The organism is Limnohabitans sp. 2KL-27 (genome assembly GCF_001269345.1).
In the GTDB taxonomy this organism is placed as follows: Bacteria; Pseudomonadota; Gammaproteobacteria; order Burkholderiales; family Burkholderiaceae_C; genus Limnohabitans_A.
The window spans coordinates 1,523,649-1,539,531 of record NZ_CXOP01000002.1; the positions used below are offsets into that span (position 1 = coordinate 1,523,649).

15 protein-coding genes are annotated in these 15,883 nt (G+C 60.9%); 6 read left to right on the forward strand and 9 right to left on the reverse strand.

Going from position 1 to position 15,883, the window contains the following annotated elements; genetic code table 11:
* Nucleotides 1-9 precede the first annotated feature (9 nt).
* A complete protein-coding gene (locus LHAB_RS10175) occupies nucleotides 10-1,656 on the reverse strand; it encodes a CTP synthase (RefSeq protein WP_090047892.1) in 1,647 nt (548 codons plus the stop codon).
* Between the two features lie 77 nt (nucleotides 1,657-1,733).
* Here LHAB_RS10175 and coaBC point away from each other — a divergent pair, with 77 nt between their 5' ends.
* Nucleotides 1,734-2,945, forward strand: a complete 1,212-nt coding sequence (coaBC, locus tag LHAB_RS10180) for a bifunctional phosphopantothenoylcysteine decarboxylase/phosphopantothenate--cysteine ligase CoaBC (RefSeq protein WP_090045951.1) — start codon at nucleotides 1,734-1,736, stop codon at nucleotides 2,943-2,945.
* 62 nt (nucleotides 2,946-3,007) lie between these two features.
* Complete coding sequence (gene dut, locus LHAB_RS10185; protein WP_090045952.1) at nucleotides 3,008-3,457, forward strand: dUTP diphosphatase; 450 nt, start codon at nucleotides 3,008-3,010, stop codon at nucleotides 3,455-3,457.
* Nucleotides 3,458-3,485: 28 nt separating this feature from the next.
* Here dut and LHAB_RS10190 read toward each other — a convergent pair whose 3' ends face one another.
* Nucleotides 3,486-4,019, reverse strand: a complete 534-nt coding sequence (locus tag LHAB_RS10190; RefSeq protein ID WP_090045954.1) for an FKBP-type peptidyl-prolyl cis-trans isomerase — start codon at nucleotides 4,017-4,019, stop codon at nucleotides 3,486-3,488.
* 88 nt (nucleotides 4,020-4,107) lie between these two features.
* On the opposite strand from LHAB_RS10190, the gene LHAB_RS10195 reads away from it, so the two are divergent.
* Entirely contained in the window at nucleotides 4,108-5,244 is a 1,137-nt protein-coding gene (locus LHAB_RS10195) for a cupin domain-containing protein (RefSeq protein WP_090047894.1), read from the forward strand.
* Between the two features lie 183 nt (nucleotides 5,245-5,427).
* Nucleotides 5,428-5,610, forward strand: a complete 183-nt coding sequence (locus LHAB_RS10200; protein ID WP_090045956.1) for a hypothetical protein — start codon at nucleotides 5,428-5,430, stop codon at nucleotides 5,608-5,610.
* 131 nt (nucleotides 5,611-5,741) lie between these two features.
* Here the strand turns inward: LHAB_RS10200 and bamC are convergent, their stop codons facing one another.
* The 5 genes from bamC to LHAB_RS10220 form a co-directional block, all read right to left on the reverse strand.
* Nucleotides 5,742-6,851, reverse strand: coding sequence for an outer membrane protein assembly factor BamC (gene bamC / locus LHAB_RS10205; protein WP_228763464.1), 1,110 nt, complete (start codon nucleotides 6,849-6,851; stop codon nucleotides 5,742-5,744).
* Between the two features lie 26 nt (nucleotides 6,852-6,877).
* Complete coding sequence (gene dapA, locus LHAB_RS10210; RefSeq protein ID WP_090045958.1) at nucleotides 6,878-7,774, reverse strand: 4-hydroxy-tetrahydrodipicolinate synthase; 897 nt, start codon at nucleotides 7,772-7,774, stop codon at nucleotides 6,878-6,880.
* Nucleotides 7,775-7,883: 109 nt separating this feature from the next.
* Complete coding sequence (locus LHAB_RS10215; protein WP_090045960.1) at nucleotides 7,884-8,429, reverse strand: class I SAM-dependent methyltransferase; 546 nt, start codon at nucleotides 8,427-8,429, stop codon at nucleotides 7,884-7,886.
* 18 nt (nucleotides 8,430-8,447) lie between these two features.
* Nucleotides 8,448-8,609, reverse strand: a complete 162-nt coding sequence (locus LHAB_RS14680) for a hypothetical protein (RefSeq protein ID WP_194943155.1) — start codon at nucleotides 8,607-8,609, stop codon at nucleotides 8,448-8,450.
* Between the two features lie 95 nt (nucleotides 8,610-8,704).
* The gene (locus LHAB_RS10220) at nucleotides 8,705-9,916 is read right to left on the reverse strand and encodes an MFS transporter (RefSeq protein ID WP_090045962.1); all 1,212 of its coding nucleotides are present in this window, start codon (nucleotides 9,914-9,916) and stop codon (nucleotides 8,705-8,707) included.
* Nucleotides 9,917-10,038: 122 nt separating this feature from the next.
* Between LHAB_RS10220 and LHAB_RS10225 the strand changes: the two genes are divergently transcribed.
* Both LHAB_RS10225 and parC read left to right on the forward strand, forming a co-directional pair.
* A complete protein-coding gene (locus LHAB_RS10225) occupies nucleotides 10,039-12,021 on the forward strand; it encodes a DNA topoisomerase IV subunit B (protein ID WP_090045964.1) in 1,983 nt (660 codons plus the stop codon).
* Nucleotides 12,022-12,109: 88 nt separating this feature from the next.
* Nucleotides 12,110-14,473 carry a DNA topoisomerase IV subunit A gene (gene parC / locus LHAB_RS10230; protein WP_090045966.1) on the forward strand — a complete coding sequence of 788 codons (2,364 nt, stop codon included), beginning with the start codon at nucleotides 12,110-12,112 and terminating at the stop codon, nucleotides 14,471-14,473.
* 7 nt (nucleotides 14,474-14,480) lie between these two features.
* Here the strand turns inward: parC and LHAB_RS10235 are convergent, their stop codons facing one another.
* On the reverse strand, nucleotides 14,481-14,996 hold the full coding sequence (locus LHAB_RS10235) for a DUF1993 domain-containing protein (protein ID WP_194943156.1): 516 nt from the start codon (nucleotides 14,994-14,996) through the stop codon (nucleotides 14,481-14,483).
* A gap of 52 nt (nucleotides 14,997-15,048) precedes the next feature.
* A complete protein-coding gene (locus tag LHAB_RS10240) occupies nucleotides 15,049-15,771 on the reverse strand; it encodes a Crp/Fnr family transcriptional regulator (RefSeq protein ID WP_090045970.1) in 723 nt (240 codons plus the stop codon).
* Nucleotides 15,772-15,883 lie beyond the last annotated feature (112 nt).

Below are 15,883 nucleotides of genomic sequence, written 5' to 3' on the forward strand. Positions count from 1 at the left end.
TTGGCAATTTCATGCGGCGGCCTGATGTGCAATCGCCGCCTTGACGAAGGCATTGAACAGGGGGTGGCCATCCCAAGGTGTGGACTTGAATTCGGGGTGGAACTGCACGCCCACATACCAGGGGTGAACGGTCTGCGGCAATTCGACGATTTCGGTCAGTTGCTCGCGCTGGGTCAGGGCCGAAATCACCAGACCGGCTTGGCGCAGGGCGTCCAAGTAATTCACGTTGGCTTCATAGCGGTGGCGGTGGCGCTCGGTCACCACATCGCCATAAATTTGGTGCGCCAGTGTGCCTTTGGCCACATCGGAGCTTTGCGCGCCAAGGCGCATGGTGCCGCCGAGATCCGAGTTGGCGTCACGCACTTGGATGGAGCCGTCGGCGTCTTTCCATTCGTTGATCAGGGCGATCACGGGAAAGGGCGTCTCGGGTTCGAACTCGGTGCTGTTGGCGTCTTTCATCCCAGCCATGTGGCGGGCGTATTCGATGGTGGCCACCTGCATGCCCAGGCAAATGCCCAGGTAAGGCACTTTGTGGGTGCGGGCGAATTGGGCGGTTTCGATCTTGCCCTCGACGCCGCGCTTGCCAAAACCGCCGGGCACCAGCACGCCGTCATACTGGGCCAGACTGGCCACGGTTTCGTGGGTGATGGTTTCCGAGTCGATGTGCTCGATTTTCACGCGCACATGGTTGCGCATGCCGGCGTGGCGTAGCGCTTCGTTGACCGATTTGTAGCTGTCAGACAGCTCGACGTATTTGCCCACCATGGCAATCGTCACTTCGCCTTGCGGGTGCTCGGTGTCGTGCACCAAATCATCCCAGCGTTTGAGGTTGGCCGGTGGTGTGCTCAGGCGCAGTTTGTCGCAGATCAGGCCGTCCAAGCCTTGCTCGTGCAGCACGCGGGGCACTTTGTAGATGGTGTCCACGTCGGGCATGGAGATCACGCCCCAGCTTTGCACGTTGGTGAACAGCGAAATTTTGTCGCGCTCATCGTCCGGGATGTAGCGGTCAGCGCGGCACAGCAGGGCGTCAGGCTGGATGCCGATTTCGCGCAATTTTTGCACCGTGTGTTGGGTGGGCTTGGTCTTGAGTTCGCCCGCTGCCGCAATCCAAGGCACGTAGGTCAGGTGGACAAAAGCCGCGTTGTTGGGCCCCAGGCGCAGGCTGAGTTGGCGAACGGCCTCCAAAAATGGCAAGGATTCGATGTCGCCCACGGTGCCGCCAATCTCGACGATGGCCACATCCACGGCCTCGGGCGTGCCGTAGCCCGCGCCACGCTTGACGAAATCCTGGATTTCATTGGTGACGTGGGGGATGACCTGCACGGTCTTGCCCAGGTAGTCGCCGCGGCGTTCCTTTTCGAGCACGCTTTTGTAAATCTGGCCGGTGGTGAAGTTGTTGGCCTTCTTCATCCGGGTGTTGATGAAGCGCTCGTAGTGGCCCAAATCGAGGTCGGTTTCTGCGCCGTCGTCGGTCACAAACACCTCGCCGTGCTGGATCGGCGACATGGTGCCGGGGTCCACATTGAGGTAGGGATCGAGTTTGATGAGGGTGACAGAGAGGCCGCGCGATTCAAGGAGTGCGGCGAGCGAGGCGGAGGCGATTCCCTTGCCCAGGGAAGACACCACACCGCCGGTGACGAAGACGAATTTGGTCATGTCCAAGACGGGAGCCATCGGCCCCCGGTAGGTGGAAATCGTGATTATAGACAGTCGCGTCTGCTACATTCCCCGGCATGAGCACATTGGCTAGAAAACACATCGTTCTGGGCTTGTCGGGCGGCATTGCGGCCTTCAAGTCGGCAGAACTCTGCCGCGCCTTGGTCAAGGCCGGCGTCACCGTGCAGATCGTGATGACCGAGGCGGCCGAGCACTTCATGACGGCGGTGACCCTGCAGGCCTTGTCTGGCCGGCCGGTCTACACCTCGCAGTGGGACCCGCGCGAGGCCAACAACATGGCGCACATCAACCTCAGCCGCGAGGCCGATGCGATTGTGGTGGCCCCGGCCAGTGCCGACTTCATGTCCAAACTGCTGCATGGCGGGGCCGATGAGTTGCTCAGCCTCATGTGCCTGGCCCGGCCAGTTGAGCAAGTGCCGCTGATCGTGGCGCCCGCCATGAACCGCGAGATGTGGGCCAACCCGGCCACCCAGCGCAATGTGGCGCAGCTCAAGGCGGACGGCATCCATGTGCTGGATGTGGGGCAGGGCGATCAGGCCTGCGGTGAAACCGGCGATGGACGGATGCTCGAAGCCGAGGAGATTCTGGAAGAACTTGAAGCCTTCTTCACCCCCAAGGTGCTGGCGGGCGAGGCGGTGCTGGTCACGGCCGGACCCACCTATGAGGCGATTGACCCGGTGCGCGGCATCACCAATTTGTCGAGCGGCAAGATGGGTTTTGCCATTGCCCGCGCGGCACGCATGGCCGGGGCCGAGGTGACTTTGATCGCTGGCCCGGTGAGCCTGGCCACACCCCGGGGCGTCCAGCGCGTGAACGTGCGCTCTGCCCGTGACATGCTCGAGGCCGTGCAAGGCCATGTCCCTGCCCGAGGTGTTTTCGTGGCCACCGCTGCCGTGGCCGACTGGCGGCCGGCCACTTCGGCAGAGCAGAAAATCAAAAAAGACGGCACAGGCCAAACGCCCGAGCTGAGCTTTGTGGAGAACCCCGACATTTTGGCGACCGTGGCCCAGTCGGCTGCGGCACAAAAGGGCGATTTGTTTTGCGTGGGCTTTGCCGCCGAAAGCCATGACCTGTTGGCGCACGCCACGGCCAAACGCATCCGCAAAGGGGTGCCGCTGCTGGTGGGCAATATTGGCCCCGCCACCTTCGGGCAAGACGACAACGCCTTGTTGCTGGTGGACGCAGCCGGAGCGCGCGAACTGCCGCACGCCAGCAAACAGGCGCTGGCACAGCAGCTCATCGCCGATATTGCCCGTCGCTTGGGCTGATAGCTATTTCCCGCGCCTCGTCTCACGGGACCGGCGGTTTGTGTATGGATTCCGGAGTCTTTATGAACATCGATCTCAAAATCATCGACAGCCGCATGGTCGATCAGCTGCCCGCCTATGCGACACCGGGCAGCGCTGGCCTGGATTTGCGGGCCTGCCTGGATGCCCCTTTGACCTTGCAGCCCAACGCCTGGCAATTGGTGCCCACCGGCATTGCCGTGCACCTCAAAGACCCGGGTTACGCCGCCATGCTGCTGCCGCGCTCGGGCTTGGGCCACAAGCACGGCATCGTGTTGGGCAATTTGGTGGGCTTGATCGACAGCGATTACCAGGGGCAGCTGATGGTCAGTGCCTGGAACCGCAGCGATGTCGCGTTCACGATCGAGCCGATGGAGCGCATTGCCCAAATGGTGATCGTGCCGGTGCTGCAGGCCAACTTCAACGTGGTCGCCGAGTTTGATGCGCCCAGCGAGCGGGGCGAGGGCGGCTACGGCTCGACCGGCAAAAAATAAGCGCCTCGGCGGGCGCTGTTCAAGGAGGTCAGTGCAGCGTGGGTATCGTCTGGCTGCCCTCGTCGCCCACTTCAATTTTGAAAAATCCGGTGCCGCAGCTGCCGCTGCCCACCTCGGCTTCGGTGGGTTCGCGCACCGATTCGACCTTCAGGTGCAAGCGCAGCGCGATGCCCGACAGCGGGTGGTTGGCGTCCAGCACCACGTGCTCGGGGTAAATTTCGGTCACGGTGTACAGCGCATTGCGCGGTGCGTCGGGGTGGCAGCCTTCGGGCAAGGCGGTCCCTTCGATCGTCAGACCGGGCTCTAGGCCTTCAGGGAAAAGGGCGAGCGGCTCCAGAAACAGCAGGTTTTCATCGAAGTCGCCAAAGGCGTCCTCGGGCTCCAGATGCAGGTCCACCTTGGCGCCACGTTCGTGGCCTTGCAAGGCTTCTTCGATCTTGGGCAGCAGGTCTTGGCCGCCAATGAAAAATTCCACAGGCTCGTCCAGGGTGTCCAGAACTTCGCCCAGCGTGTCTTTGAGTGTCCAGGTCAGTGCGACCACAGAAGGTGTCTTGATTTCCATACGACAATTGTCGCAGTTTGGTGGCCCCTTTTTTGGGCTACCTTGGCTTTCAGATGGCACCTGGCGTGCTGTTCACCCGATCGACACCATGAACACAGAACAACCCTTGGCCCTGCTGGGCGGCTTGACTCCCAGCCAATTCATGAAACGCCATTGGCAAAAAAAACCTTTGCTGGTGCGCAACGCCATCCCGGGCTTTGTGCCCTGTGTGGGCCGCAACGATTTGGTGGCGATGGCCGGAAAAGAGGGCGTGGAGTCGCGTTTGATCGTCGATTCGCCCAAGGGCTGGAAGATGAAGCATGGCCCTTTGGTCAAGCGCAGCTTGCCGCCTTTAAGCCAGAAAAAATGGACCTTTTTGGTGCAAGGCGTCGACTTGCACCACGACGGCGTGCATGCGCTCATGCAACAGTTCCGCTTTGTGCCCGACGCGCGCCTTGACGATGTCATGATCAGTTATGCGACCGATGGCGGTGGTGTGGGGCCACACTTTGACAGCTACGACGTTTTTTTGTTGCAAGCCCAAGGCCAGCGCCGCTGGCGCATTGGCCGCAACAAAGACCTGAGCCTGCAGCCAGGTGTGCCGCTCAAGATCTTGCAAAATTTTGAGGCCGAAGAGGAATTCGTACTCAACCCCGGTGACATGCTGTACCTGCCACCCAAATACGCCCACGAGGGTGTCGCTGAGGGCGAGTGCATGACCTGGTCGATGGGTTTTCGGGCGCCCAAGGAAGGCGAGTTGGCCCGAGAGTTGTTGCTGGGCTTGGCCGATGAGGCGTTTGAGGGTCTGGGCGATGCGCTTTACCGGGATCCCAAACAAATGGCAGTGGCGTCTCCTGCTGCCATTCCGCCGTCTTTGGGTGACTTCGCGCGACAAGTGGTAGATAAAGCGCTTCAAAATCCGAATTTGCTGGACAGCTTGCTGGGGGAATACCTGACCGAGCCAAAGTCCAATGTCTGGTTTGAAATCTCCGATGTTGAGCCTGATTTGTCGGCGGGCGTGCAGCTCGATCGGCGCACCAAAATGATGTACGACGATCGTCACGTCTTCATCAATGGTGAAAGTTTCCGGGTGGCGGGCAAAGATGCCCGCTTCTTGCGTCAATTGGCAGATAAACGTTGTTTAAATGCAGCTTCTTGTGCGATGTTGAGTGATTCCGCCCAGGAGGCTCTTCTGGATTGGATGGTCGCCGACTGGTTGAAACCCGGTGAGGACTTTCCCGAGTGAAAGGGTGGTTTGAAGGGTTCGCGTCAGCTCAGTGACGTCAGTTCGGCGAGGCACTAGGGAAAACGATATAATTTCAGGCTGAGAACAAAAGAGCTCGAGTACTTTTGTCTCGGTCTGAGCAGCTCTAGAGTTTGCTTTCGACAATTTCCGGAAATTGTTTTAACCCCATAAGGAAAAATCATCATGAACAAGTCCCTCGTTTTGGCCGCCATCATCGCTGCTGCTGCTCTGTCCGCTTGCGGCAAAAAAGAAGAAGCCGCTGCTCCTGCTGCTCCAGCTCCTGTGGCTGCTCCAGCTGCACCTGCTGCTGACGCTTCTGCTGCACCTGCTGCCGCTCCAGCTGCTGACGCATCTGCTGCCAAGTAATGAATGGCTGCATTCCCGGCTTGCGCCGGGGACGCATATAAAAAACCCCGCCATGCGGGGTTTTTTTATGGGCTTTTGCCGACCTGTTGTGACAGCGGGCTCGGGTCAGCCCGCCGCCGGTCAGGGCGCCCTCAGCGCAGTTCGTTGGCCAACAACTTCAGGATGCGCTCGGCATTGCCCGAGGTCTCAGGCTGACCGTTGGCATTTTGCACACGCACAAAGCTGGTGCTGCCATTGTCGGTCAAAGCGATTCGGTAGCGTGACAAGGCCACTTGTTCTTTCTTGCTGCTGAACATGCGGGCCAAAAAGCCGGGCTCCTGGTCGCCGGTGGTGCCGGGCGTCACATAGCGAACGAAATAGACCCCTTTGCTGCGGTCGCGGTCTTCCACTGTGAAGCCGGTGCGGTCCAGCGCCACGCCGGTACGCCGCCAAGCGCGGTCCAGTGTGTCATTGATTTGGATGGTGGCTTGTCCATCCAGGGTGGTGACGGTGGCCGCTTGGACAGGTGTTGCACCGGCGGCGGCTGTTTTGGCGGCTTCGGGGGAAGCGCCCAGTTTCACCATCAGGCGACGCAGAAACTCGATTTCGAGTTCGGGATCGCTGGCGCGGGGTTGCCAGATGGTCTGTTCTTTTTGTGAGCTGGTGTAGTTCTCGGCCATGCCCCGGTGGGTGATGTAAATCTCAACGCCACCTTGTGCATTGCGCTCCACGCGGGTGCGGAATTTGTCACGCTCACCCGTTGAATACAAGGAGTCGAGCATCTTGCCCAAGGTCCGGCGAATCAGGTCTTGGGGAATTTTGGCGCGGTTCTCAGCCCAGTCGGTTTCCATGATCCCCACATCCGGGGAATCGGTGGTCAGGACAAAGCCATTGCTGGTCCAAAATTCCTTCAAAGGCTCCCACACCTTGTCGGCCGGGCGTGCGACCACCAGCCAGCGCTGGTTGCCTTGGCGCTCTAGGCGCACATCGCCCAAGCTGTTCGCGGCGGTGCCGGCATCGGCCACGCGTGCACCGGCGCTTTGGAAGCCGGAAGCTGTAGCGGAGTTGCTCTCCATCGCGTAGCGGGAGTCTCGGCGCAGCTGGCTCAGGTCGGGTGGGATCTCCAGTGTGGGCGCCTTGGCCGCGCTTTTGTAGTCCACCTTGTCTTCTTCCAGAATGGAGCAAGCACTGACCGAAATGGCCAAGGCCGCAACCAGGGCCGTGCGTTGGACAGTTTGGCAAGACGTCGAGAAAAGGGGCAATTTCACAGGCAATCCTTAGGTGGAAATCAAATCAGGCCACTGGCCTGGAGTGCGGCCTCGACAACAGGTTGTTGCGACGCGGACAATTCGGTCATCGGCAAGCGCAAGGTGGGGCCGCTCAGGCCCATGCGCTGCATGGCCCATTTCACGGGAATGGGGTTGGCTTCGACAAACAGATTTTTGTGCATGGGCATCAGCTGGAACTGGATGCGCATGGCTTCTTTGACGTCGCCACGGGTTGCTGCCATGCACAGTTCATGCATGAGCCGCGGCGCCACGTTGGCGGTCACGCTGATGTTGCCGGCTCCGCCGCACAGCATCAGGGCCACAGCCGTTGCATCATCGCCTGAAAATACCGCAAATTCTTTGGGGACGTCACGGATGAGCCACTGGGCGCGCTCGATGTTGCTGGTGGCTTCCTTGATGCCGATGATGCCTGGGACTTGGGCCAGGCGCAGCACGGTCTCGTGTTGAAGATCGGCCACGGTGCGGCCTGGCACGTTGTACAGAATCACGGGCAGCGTCGGCACGGCCTCGGCAATGGCTTTGAAGTGCTGGTAAAGGCCTTCTTGGGTGGGTTTGTTGTAGTACGGAACCACTTGCAGCTGGGCGTCAGCGCCGACTTTTTGTGCAAATTTGGCCAGATTGATCGCTTCGGCAGTGGAGTTCGCGCCACAACCGGCAATGATGGGGATGCGTTTGGCCGCTTGTTCGACCGAGACACGGATGATTTCGCAGTGCTCGTCCACGGTCACAGTGGGCGATTCGCCCGATGTGCCCACCACCACGATGGCATCGGTGCCTTCGGCCACATGCCAGTCGATCAGTTTTCGCAAGGTGGGGTAATCCACTTTGCCGTCTTCGAGCATGGGGGTGATCAGGGCAGGAATGCTGCCTCGGATGGGGCGAAATTCGGTGGTCATGTCCGGTGTTTCTGAACAGAAAAAACCCATTCTAACGATTGCAGACCGCTTGCTGAACTCGTGGACGGTGGAATTTCACCCGGCGGGGCCGGTGAAAGCCAGCCTTGTCTCAGTCAGGGCGCAAAGACCAGCGCTGTGCGTCGCCCGATGTCAGGGGCCGGACGGCCGCAATGCGTTGCACAAACCGGTCTGGCGATGACTCAAAACCATCTTCGTAAGCCACGGTGCGCAGACCTGTGGTCGCCGTGAGCAGTTCACCCGTGTGCAGCAAAAAGTCGGGGCGAGAGGGTTTGCCGACTGTTTCATTGCCGGCGGCAAAGGTTTCGTAGATCAAGACGCCGCCCGGGGCCACGCTGTTCAGGATGACGGGCATCAGCGGTCGCCACAGGTAATGGGTGACCAGGACGCAGCCGAAGGTTTGCCCAGTGAAGGGCCAGGGGCCGTTTTCAATGTCGGCGCAGGTGACCTCCCCGTGAGCCTGGGCCAAGGCCAGTGCTTCAGGGTTGCGGTCCACACCCTGCACACGGTGGCCTTGTGCTGCCAGCCAACGCATGTGGCGTCCCGCACCGCACGCCACATCGAGCACGCGGCTGCTCGGAGCGATCAAATGGGCCCAGCGCTCAAGCCAGGCCGAGGGGTTTTCGGTACCGTGCATGTTTTCTGTCCAGACCCGTCAAAAGCACGACCACATTTGTTCGGCCAGCATGACGACCACGTCGGGTTTGGCATAAAGCCAGAACGGGGTGGCCAGGAGCAGGGCTGCCGTGATCCCCAGCCCCGTCTTTTTGTAGGATGCTCTGTGGGAGGCCGCCCCTGCGGCCGAAGGACGGTTCATGGTTGAGGCTCGATAGGGTGAAGCTTGGCTTGCATTCGCGAGCAGGGGCTCGCCCCCACGAGGGAAGTCAGTCGGGCTATCAGGCATGTTGGCGCTCATGCAGTTTGGGGTGTTGGGCGTTGGATCGGGCTTTCACGTACGGGCAGGTTCACCAGGGCGGCAAACACGCCCAGTGCAATGGCCAAGTACCAGACGATGTCGTAGCTGCCGGTCTTGTCATACAGATAGCCGCCCAGCCACACGCCCATGAAGGAGCCAATCTGGTGGCTGAAAAATATGAAACCGCTGAGCATGGACAGGTGGGAGATGCCAAAAATCTGGGCCACGGCCGCATTGGTGGGCGGCACGGTGGACAACCACAGCAAGCCCATCACCGCAGAGAACAGATACACACTGGTGGGGGTGAGCGGCGCCAGCAAAAACAACACAATGGCCACCGAGCGGGCCGCGTAAATGAAGGCCAAGATCTTTTTCTTGGCCATTTTTTGGCCCAAGGTGCCGGCGATGTAGGTGCCAAACACATTGAACAAGCCGATCAAGGCCAGCGCATAACTGGCCACCTGGGGGGCCAAGCCATGGTCTTTCAGGTAGCTGGGCATGTGCACGCCGATGAACACGACCTGAAAACCGCACACAAAATAACCCGCCATCAGCAGCTGAAAACTGGGGTATTTGAATGCTTCCTTCAAAGCCTGAGCAATGGTCTGGTCACGCTTGACCTGGCCTGGGGTATTCATGGCCGGTTCACGCAAGCCCCAAGCCAAAGGGATGATCAGCATCGCCGACGCCGCCAAAATGACCAAAGCGGTTTGCCAGCCCATTTGGCTGATCAGCAGGCCCTCGACGGGCACCATCAAAAATTGGCCAAAACTGCCGGCCGCCGCAGCCACGCCCATGGCCCACGAACGGCGTTCGGCAGGCACGTTGCGGCCAATCACGCCGTAAATGACCGCGTAGGTCGTTCCAGCTTGGGCCGTGCCGATGATGACGCCGGTGAACAGGGCAAACACCCACGGGTCGGTGGCCCAGGCCATGCCCAGCAAGCCCACACCGTAGATCACGGCACCCCATGCAATCACGCGAAAAGCGCCGAACTTGTCGGCCACCATGCCTGCAAAGATGCCCATGAAGCCCCAGGCCAAGTTCTGGATGGCCATGGCAAAGGCGAATTCCTGGCGGCCCCAACCTTGGGCTTGGGTGATGGGCTGAAGCCACAGACCAAAGCCGTGGCGAATGCCCATGGACAGGGTGACGATGGCCGCGCCGCAAATCAGCACCTGGGTCAGGGAAAGGGGTTTGTGTTGCATCCCCCGACTTTAACCAATGTGCTGCGGGCCTGAGGTCGCTCAGATGCCAACAGGCCATGCCAATGCCAGGCACTGTTTTTGTATCCAGTATCCGGTGCGAAATCCCACTACAATCCGCCACCATGGCCACCCAATCTCCCGTCAAAACCCCTCCCGAATATTCCGAAGGCTCGATCCGCGTCCTGAAGGGCCTGGAGCCCGTCAAGCAACGCCCGGGCATGTACACCCGCACCGACAACCCCCTGCACATCATTCAGGAAGTGTTGGACAACGCCGCCGACGAGGCGCTTGCGGGTCACGGCAAAAAGATCAAAGTCATCCTGCACGTGGATGGCTCGGTCAGCATCGAAGACGATGGCCGGGGCATTCCCTTTGGCCTGCACCCCGAAGAAAACGCCCCGGTGATCGAGTTGGTGTTCACCCGATTGCACGCGGGTGGCAAGTTCGACAAGGGCCAAGGCGGGGCTTACAGCTTCTCGGGCGGCCTGCACGGCGTGGGCGTGTCGGTGACCAACGCACTCTCCAAGCGCCTGGAGGCCACCAGCTACCGCGAAGGCCAAGTGGCCACGCTGGTGTTCTCGGGCGGCGACGTGACCGAGCCGCTGGTCAAGCGCGCGACAGGCGAAGGCGACCGCAAACAAGGCACCACCGTGCGCGCCTGGCCGGACGCCAAATACTTCGAATCCAGCGCCCTGCCCATGAACGAGCTGACGCACCTGCTGCGCAGCAAAGCCGTGCTCATGCCGGGCGTGACGGTGACCTTGGTGAATGAAAAAACCAAGGAAACCCAGCAGTGGCAATACAAAGCGGGTTTGCGCGATTACCTGACGCAGACCCTGAACGGCGACCCGGTCATCCCTTTGTTTGAAGGCGAAGGCTTTGCCGACGCCAACCACGACAGCTTTGCCGAAGGCGAGGGTGCTTCGTGGGCTGTGGCCTTCACAGAAGATGGCGCACCGGTGCGTGAGAGTTACGTCAACCTGATCCCCACCAGCGCTGGCGGTACGCACGACAGCGGCCTGCGCGACGGCCTGTTCACCGCCGTCAAGAGCTTTATTGAGTTGCATGGCCTTCTGCCCAAGGGCGTCAAGCTCATGCCCGAGGACGTGTTTGCCCGCGCCAGCTATGTGCTGAGCGCCAAGGTGCTCGACCCGCAGTTCCAGGGCCAGATCAAGGAGCGCCTGAATTCGCGCGACGCGGTGCGTTTGGTGTCCAGCTTTGTGCGCCCGGCCCTGGAGCTTTGGCTCAATGAGCATGTGGACTACGGCAAAAAGCTCGCCGAGCTGGCCATCAAAGCCGCCCAAACCCGTCAAAAAGCCAGCCAGAAGGTCGAAAAACGCAAGAGTTCGGGCGTGGCCGTGCTGCCCGGCAAGCTGACCGATTGCGAGAGCAAAGACATCCTGCACAATGAGGTGTTCTTGGTCGAGGGCGACTCGGCCGGCGGCAGCGCCAAGATGGGCCGCAACAAAGAAAGCCAGGCCATCTTGCCTCTGCGCGGCAAGGTGCTCAACACTTGGGAAGTGGACCGCGACCGTTTGTTTGCCAACAACGAAATCCACGACATCTCGGTGGCCATTGGCGTCGACCCGCACGGCCCCAACGATTCGCCTGACATGAGCAACCTGCGCTACGGCAAGGTGTGCATCTTGTCGGACGCCGATGTAGACGGCTCGCACATCCAAGTGCTGTTGCTCACGCTGTTTTTCCGCCACTTCCCCAAGCTGATCGAAGCGGGGCACCTGTATGTGGCGCGCCCTCCGCTGTTTCGCGTGGATGCGCCGGCGCGCGGCAAAAAGCCCGCGTCCAAAGCGTATGCGCTGGACGAAGGCGAGCTCACCGCCATCATCGACAAACTGCGCAAGGACGGCGTCAAAGAAGGTGGCTGGAGCATCAGCCGATTCAAGGGTTTGGGCGAGATGAGCGCCGAGCAGCTGTGGGACACCACGCTCAACCCCGACACGCGCCGCCTGTTGCCGATCGCGCTGGGCCCGCTGGACAACGCGGGCACTGAAAATCTGATGACCCAGCTCATGGGCAAAGGCGAAGCCGCCGCCCGCCGAGAGCTGATGGAGCTGCACGGCGACAGCATCGAAATCGACGTGTGACCAATTCCCTGTGGGAGCTCGCCCCTGCGGGCGAATGCCCTGATCCGGCAAGACGCCTGTTCGAACGCGCCCGCCAAGAAAGACCCTGATGACCACTGATTTGTTGACCCCCGAACCCAGTGCCGCCCCCGAAGGTGACCACCTGGGCGCTTACGCCCAACGGGCTTATTTGGAATACGCGCTGTCTGTTGTCAAAGGCCGTGCCTTGCCCGATGTGTGCGACGGTCAAAAGCCGGTGCAGCGGCGCATTTTGTATTCGATGGACCGCATGGGTTTGTCCTACAGCGGCCCGAACAACAACACCGCGGCCAAACCTGTCAAAAGCGCCCGTGTGGTGGGCGATGTGCTGGGCCGTTACCACCCGCACGGTGACACAGCAGCTTATGACGCCTTGGTGCGCATGGCGCAAGACTTTTCGCAGCGCTACCCGCTGATCGATGGGCAGGGCAACTTTGGCTCTCGCGACGGCGATGGCGCAGCCGCCATGCGTTACACCGAAGCACGCTTGTCGCGCATCACCAGCTTGCTGCTGGATGAGATCGACATGGGCACGGTGGACTTCATCCCAAACTACGACGGCTCCACCGAGGAACCCCGCCAGCTGCCCGCCCGCTTGCCTTTCAGCTTGCTCAATGGCGCCAGCGGCATCGCCGTGGGTCTGGCCACCGAAATCCCCAGCCACAACCTGCGCGAAGTGGCCGACGCTTGCGTGGCCCTGATCAAAAACGACAAGCTGAGCGACAGCGAGTTGCTGGCCATCGTCCCCGGCCCGGACTACCCCGGTGGTGGCCAGATCATCAGCCCGGCCAGCGACATCGCCGACGCCTACCGCACCGGTCGCGGCAGCCTGAAGGTGCGCGCCCGCTGGAAGATCGAAGAGCTCGCCCGTGGCCAGTGGCAGCTGGTGGTGACCGAGTTGCCACAAGGCGTGAGCTCGCAGCGCGTGCTCGAAGAGATCGAAGAGCTCACCAACCCCAAGGTCAAAGCCGGTAAAAAAGCGCTCAGCGCCGACCAAGTCCAGCTCAAAGCCAGCATCCTCAATGTGCTCGATGTGGTGCGCGACGAGTCCAGCAAAGACGCCGCCGTGCGCCTGGTGTTCGAGCCCAAGACCAGCCGCATCGAACAGGGTGAACTCATCACGGCCTTGCTGGCGCACACCAGCTTGGAAACATCGGCCCCGATCAACATGACCTCGGTCGGCATCGACGGCAAGCCCATCCAGAAATCGCTGCGCCAGATGTTGGTGGAGTGGAGCAGCTTCCGCCAGACCACCATCACCCGCCGCAGCCAGCACCGCTTGAACAAGGTGCTGGACCGCATCCATATTCTGGAAGGCCGTCAGCTGGTGCTGCTGAACATCGACGAGGTGATCCGCATCATCCGCCACAGCGACGAGCCCAAGCCCGCGCTGATCGAAGCCTTCAAGCTCAGCGACCGCCAAGCCGAAGACATCCTGGAAATCCGCCTGCGCCAACTGGCCCGTTTGGAGGCCATCAAGATCGAGCAAGAACTGAGCGAACTGCGCGGTGAGCAGGGCAAGCTCGAAGAAATTCTGGGCAGTCCCGCCGCGCTGCGCCGCCTGATGGTCAAGGAGATCGAAGCCGATGCCAAGACCTTTGCCGACCCGCGCCGCACCCTGATCCAGGAAGAGAAAAAAGCCGTGGCCGAAGTCAAGGTGGTGGACGAGCCGGTGACGGTGGTGGTGTCGGAAAAAGGCTGGGTGCGCGCCCGCACCGGCCATGGCCACGACGCCACCAGCTTCGCCTTCAAGGCGGGCGACGGCCTGTATGGCACCTTCGAATGCCGCACGGTGGACACGCTGCTGATCTTCGGCAGCAATGGGCGCATTTACAGCGTGGCCGTGGCCACCTTGCCCGGCGCACGGGGTGACGGCCAGCCGGTGACCACACTGATCGAGCTGGAAGCCACCACGCAAATTGCCCACTACTTTGCAGGTCCGGCCCACGCCACGCTGCTGCTCAGCGGCTCTGGCGGTTACGGTTTCATGGCCTCGGTAGAAAACATGGTCTCGCGCAACAAAGCGGGCAAAGCCTTCATCAGCCTGGGTGACGGTGAAACCGTCTGCGCCCCCAGCCACGTGAGCGGCTCCAGCGCCACCGTGCCCGCGGACAAACAGCCCCTGCTCAGCGCCACCAGCGTCTGCTGCGCCAGCACGGGCGGCCGTGTGCTGACTTTTGAAATCGGCGAACTCAAGACCATGGAAAAAGGCGGCCGGGGCCTGATGCTCATCGACCTCGAAGCCAAAGACAGCTTGGCGGGCGCCGCGGCCTACACCCGCAGCGTCAAGATCGCGGGCATTGGCCGGGGTGGCAAGGACCGCGAGGAAACCCTGGAAATTCGCAGCCTGAACAACGCCAAGGTCGCTCGCGCCAAAAAAGGCAAAGTGGCCGATCTGGGCTTCAAGCCCAACCGCGTGACGCGGGTGGAGTGATGTTCAATCAGCCCTGCGCGCCCATCAGGTAATCCGCCTTGCCCACCTCCACACCGTTGTGGCGCAGGATCGTGTAAGCCGTGGTGATGTGGAAGTACATATTGGGCAGCATCCAGCCTGTCAGGTAGTCCTGGCCCTTGAGGGTGCGGGTTTTGCCTGGACCGGCAGGAAAGGTGATCTCCTTGTCTTCGGTGCCGTCGAGCGCCGAGGTGGGCACGGTGGCGATGAAGGCCAAGGTCTTCTGGATGCGTTCTTGCAGCTGGGCCAGCGTGGTTTCGGTGTCTTCAAACTTGGGCGCTTCCAGACCTGACAAGCGGGCCACGCCGTTCTTCACCGCGTCGCAAGCGATCAGCACCTGCCGGGTAAAGGGGAGCATGTCGGGTGCCAGGCGGTAGGTGGTGAGCGCTGAAGGGTCGATCTTTTTGGCTTCGACAAATTGTTCGGCCTTGGTCAGGATGTGGCTCAGGTTCTTCAGCATGCGGGTGCAAACGGGCAAGCTGGCGCTGGACATGGAAAGGGGCATGGGAGTCTCCGGTTAATAAAGGACTGTGTTGGCCCTGAGTGGTGGCGAGGGGTCAGCGGCGCAGCAACACGATGTTACGGTAACCCAAACGGATCAGGCCTTGCTCCTGAAAGTGCCGCAGCTGCTGGTTGACGCGTTGGCGTGATGCGGAGGAAGCTTGCGCCAGGTCGGACTGGCTCACGCGCAGCATCACCCCGTCGGGCACGGCCACGCTGTTGAATTTGGCAATGCGCTCCAGTGCGGCCCAAACACGTTGCTCCAGGCTGTGCATGCCTTGGTCGGCCAGGGTGTCAAACAACTGGTTGATGCGCAGGCCCAGGATACGCAGCAGGTCCAGCGCTACCACCGGATCGCGCCCAATGAGTTCAATCAATCGGGCGCGTTCGATGTGCAAGACCTGCGTCAAACCATGGGAAACCATGTCGGCCGGATTGGTGGCTTGGGCAAACACCGAGCTCAAGCCCGCGATTTCACCGGGCAACATCCAGCGCAGCAATTGCTCCTCGCCATCCGAGGTGATCACGCTGATGCGCACGCGGCCACTGACAACCAGCCATGCCGCCGAGGTGGGTTGGCCCCGGCTGAGCAAGACCTGGCCATCGTTCCAAGTACGCAGCACGCCCACGCTTTGCAGCGCTTGGGTCGAGCGCGTTGTCAGGCCTGAGTTTTGCGCCCAGTCCTTCTTGAGTTCATCAGCGTCCAGCTCTTTGAAAACAGGAGCGCGCTTGCTGTTGGTTCGGCTTTTGGTCGGTGTGCGCGGGGATGGCGATGGCATGGTGGGTCTGGATGAAAGGGGTTTGTTTTGAGTGCTTTCCCCTAAATTGTCACATCAGAAACAATTTGCAGCATTCGGCAGGAATTTAATTGTTGTTACCGAGCTTGACGGT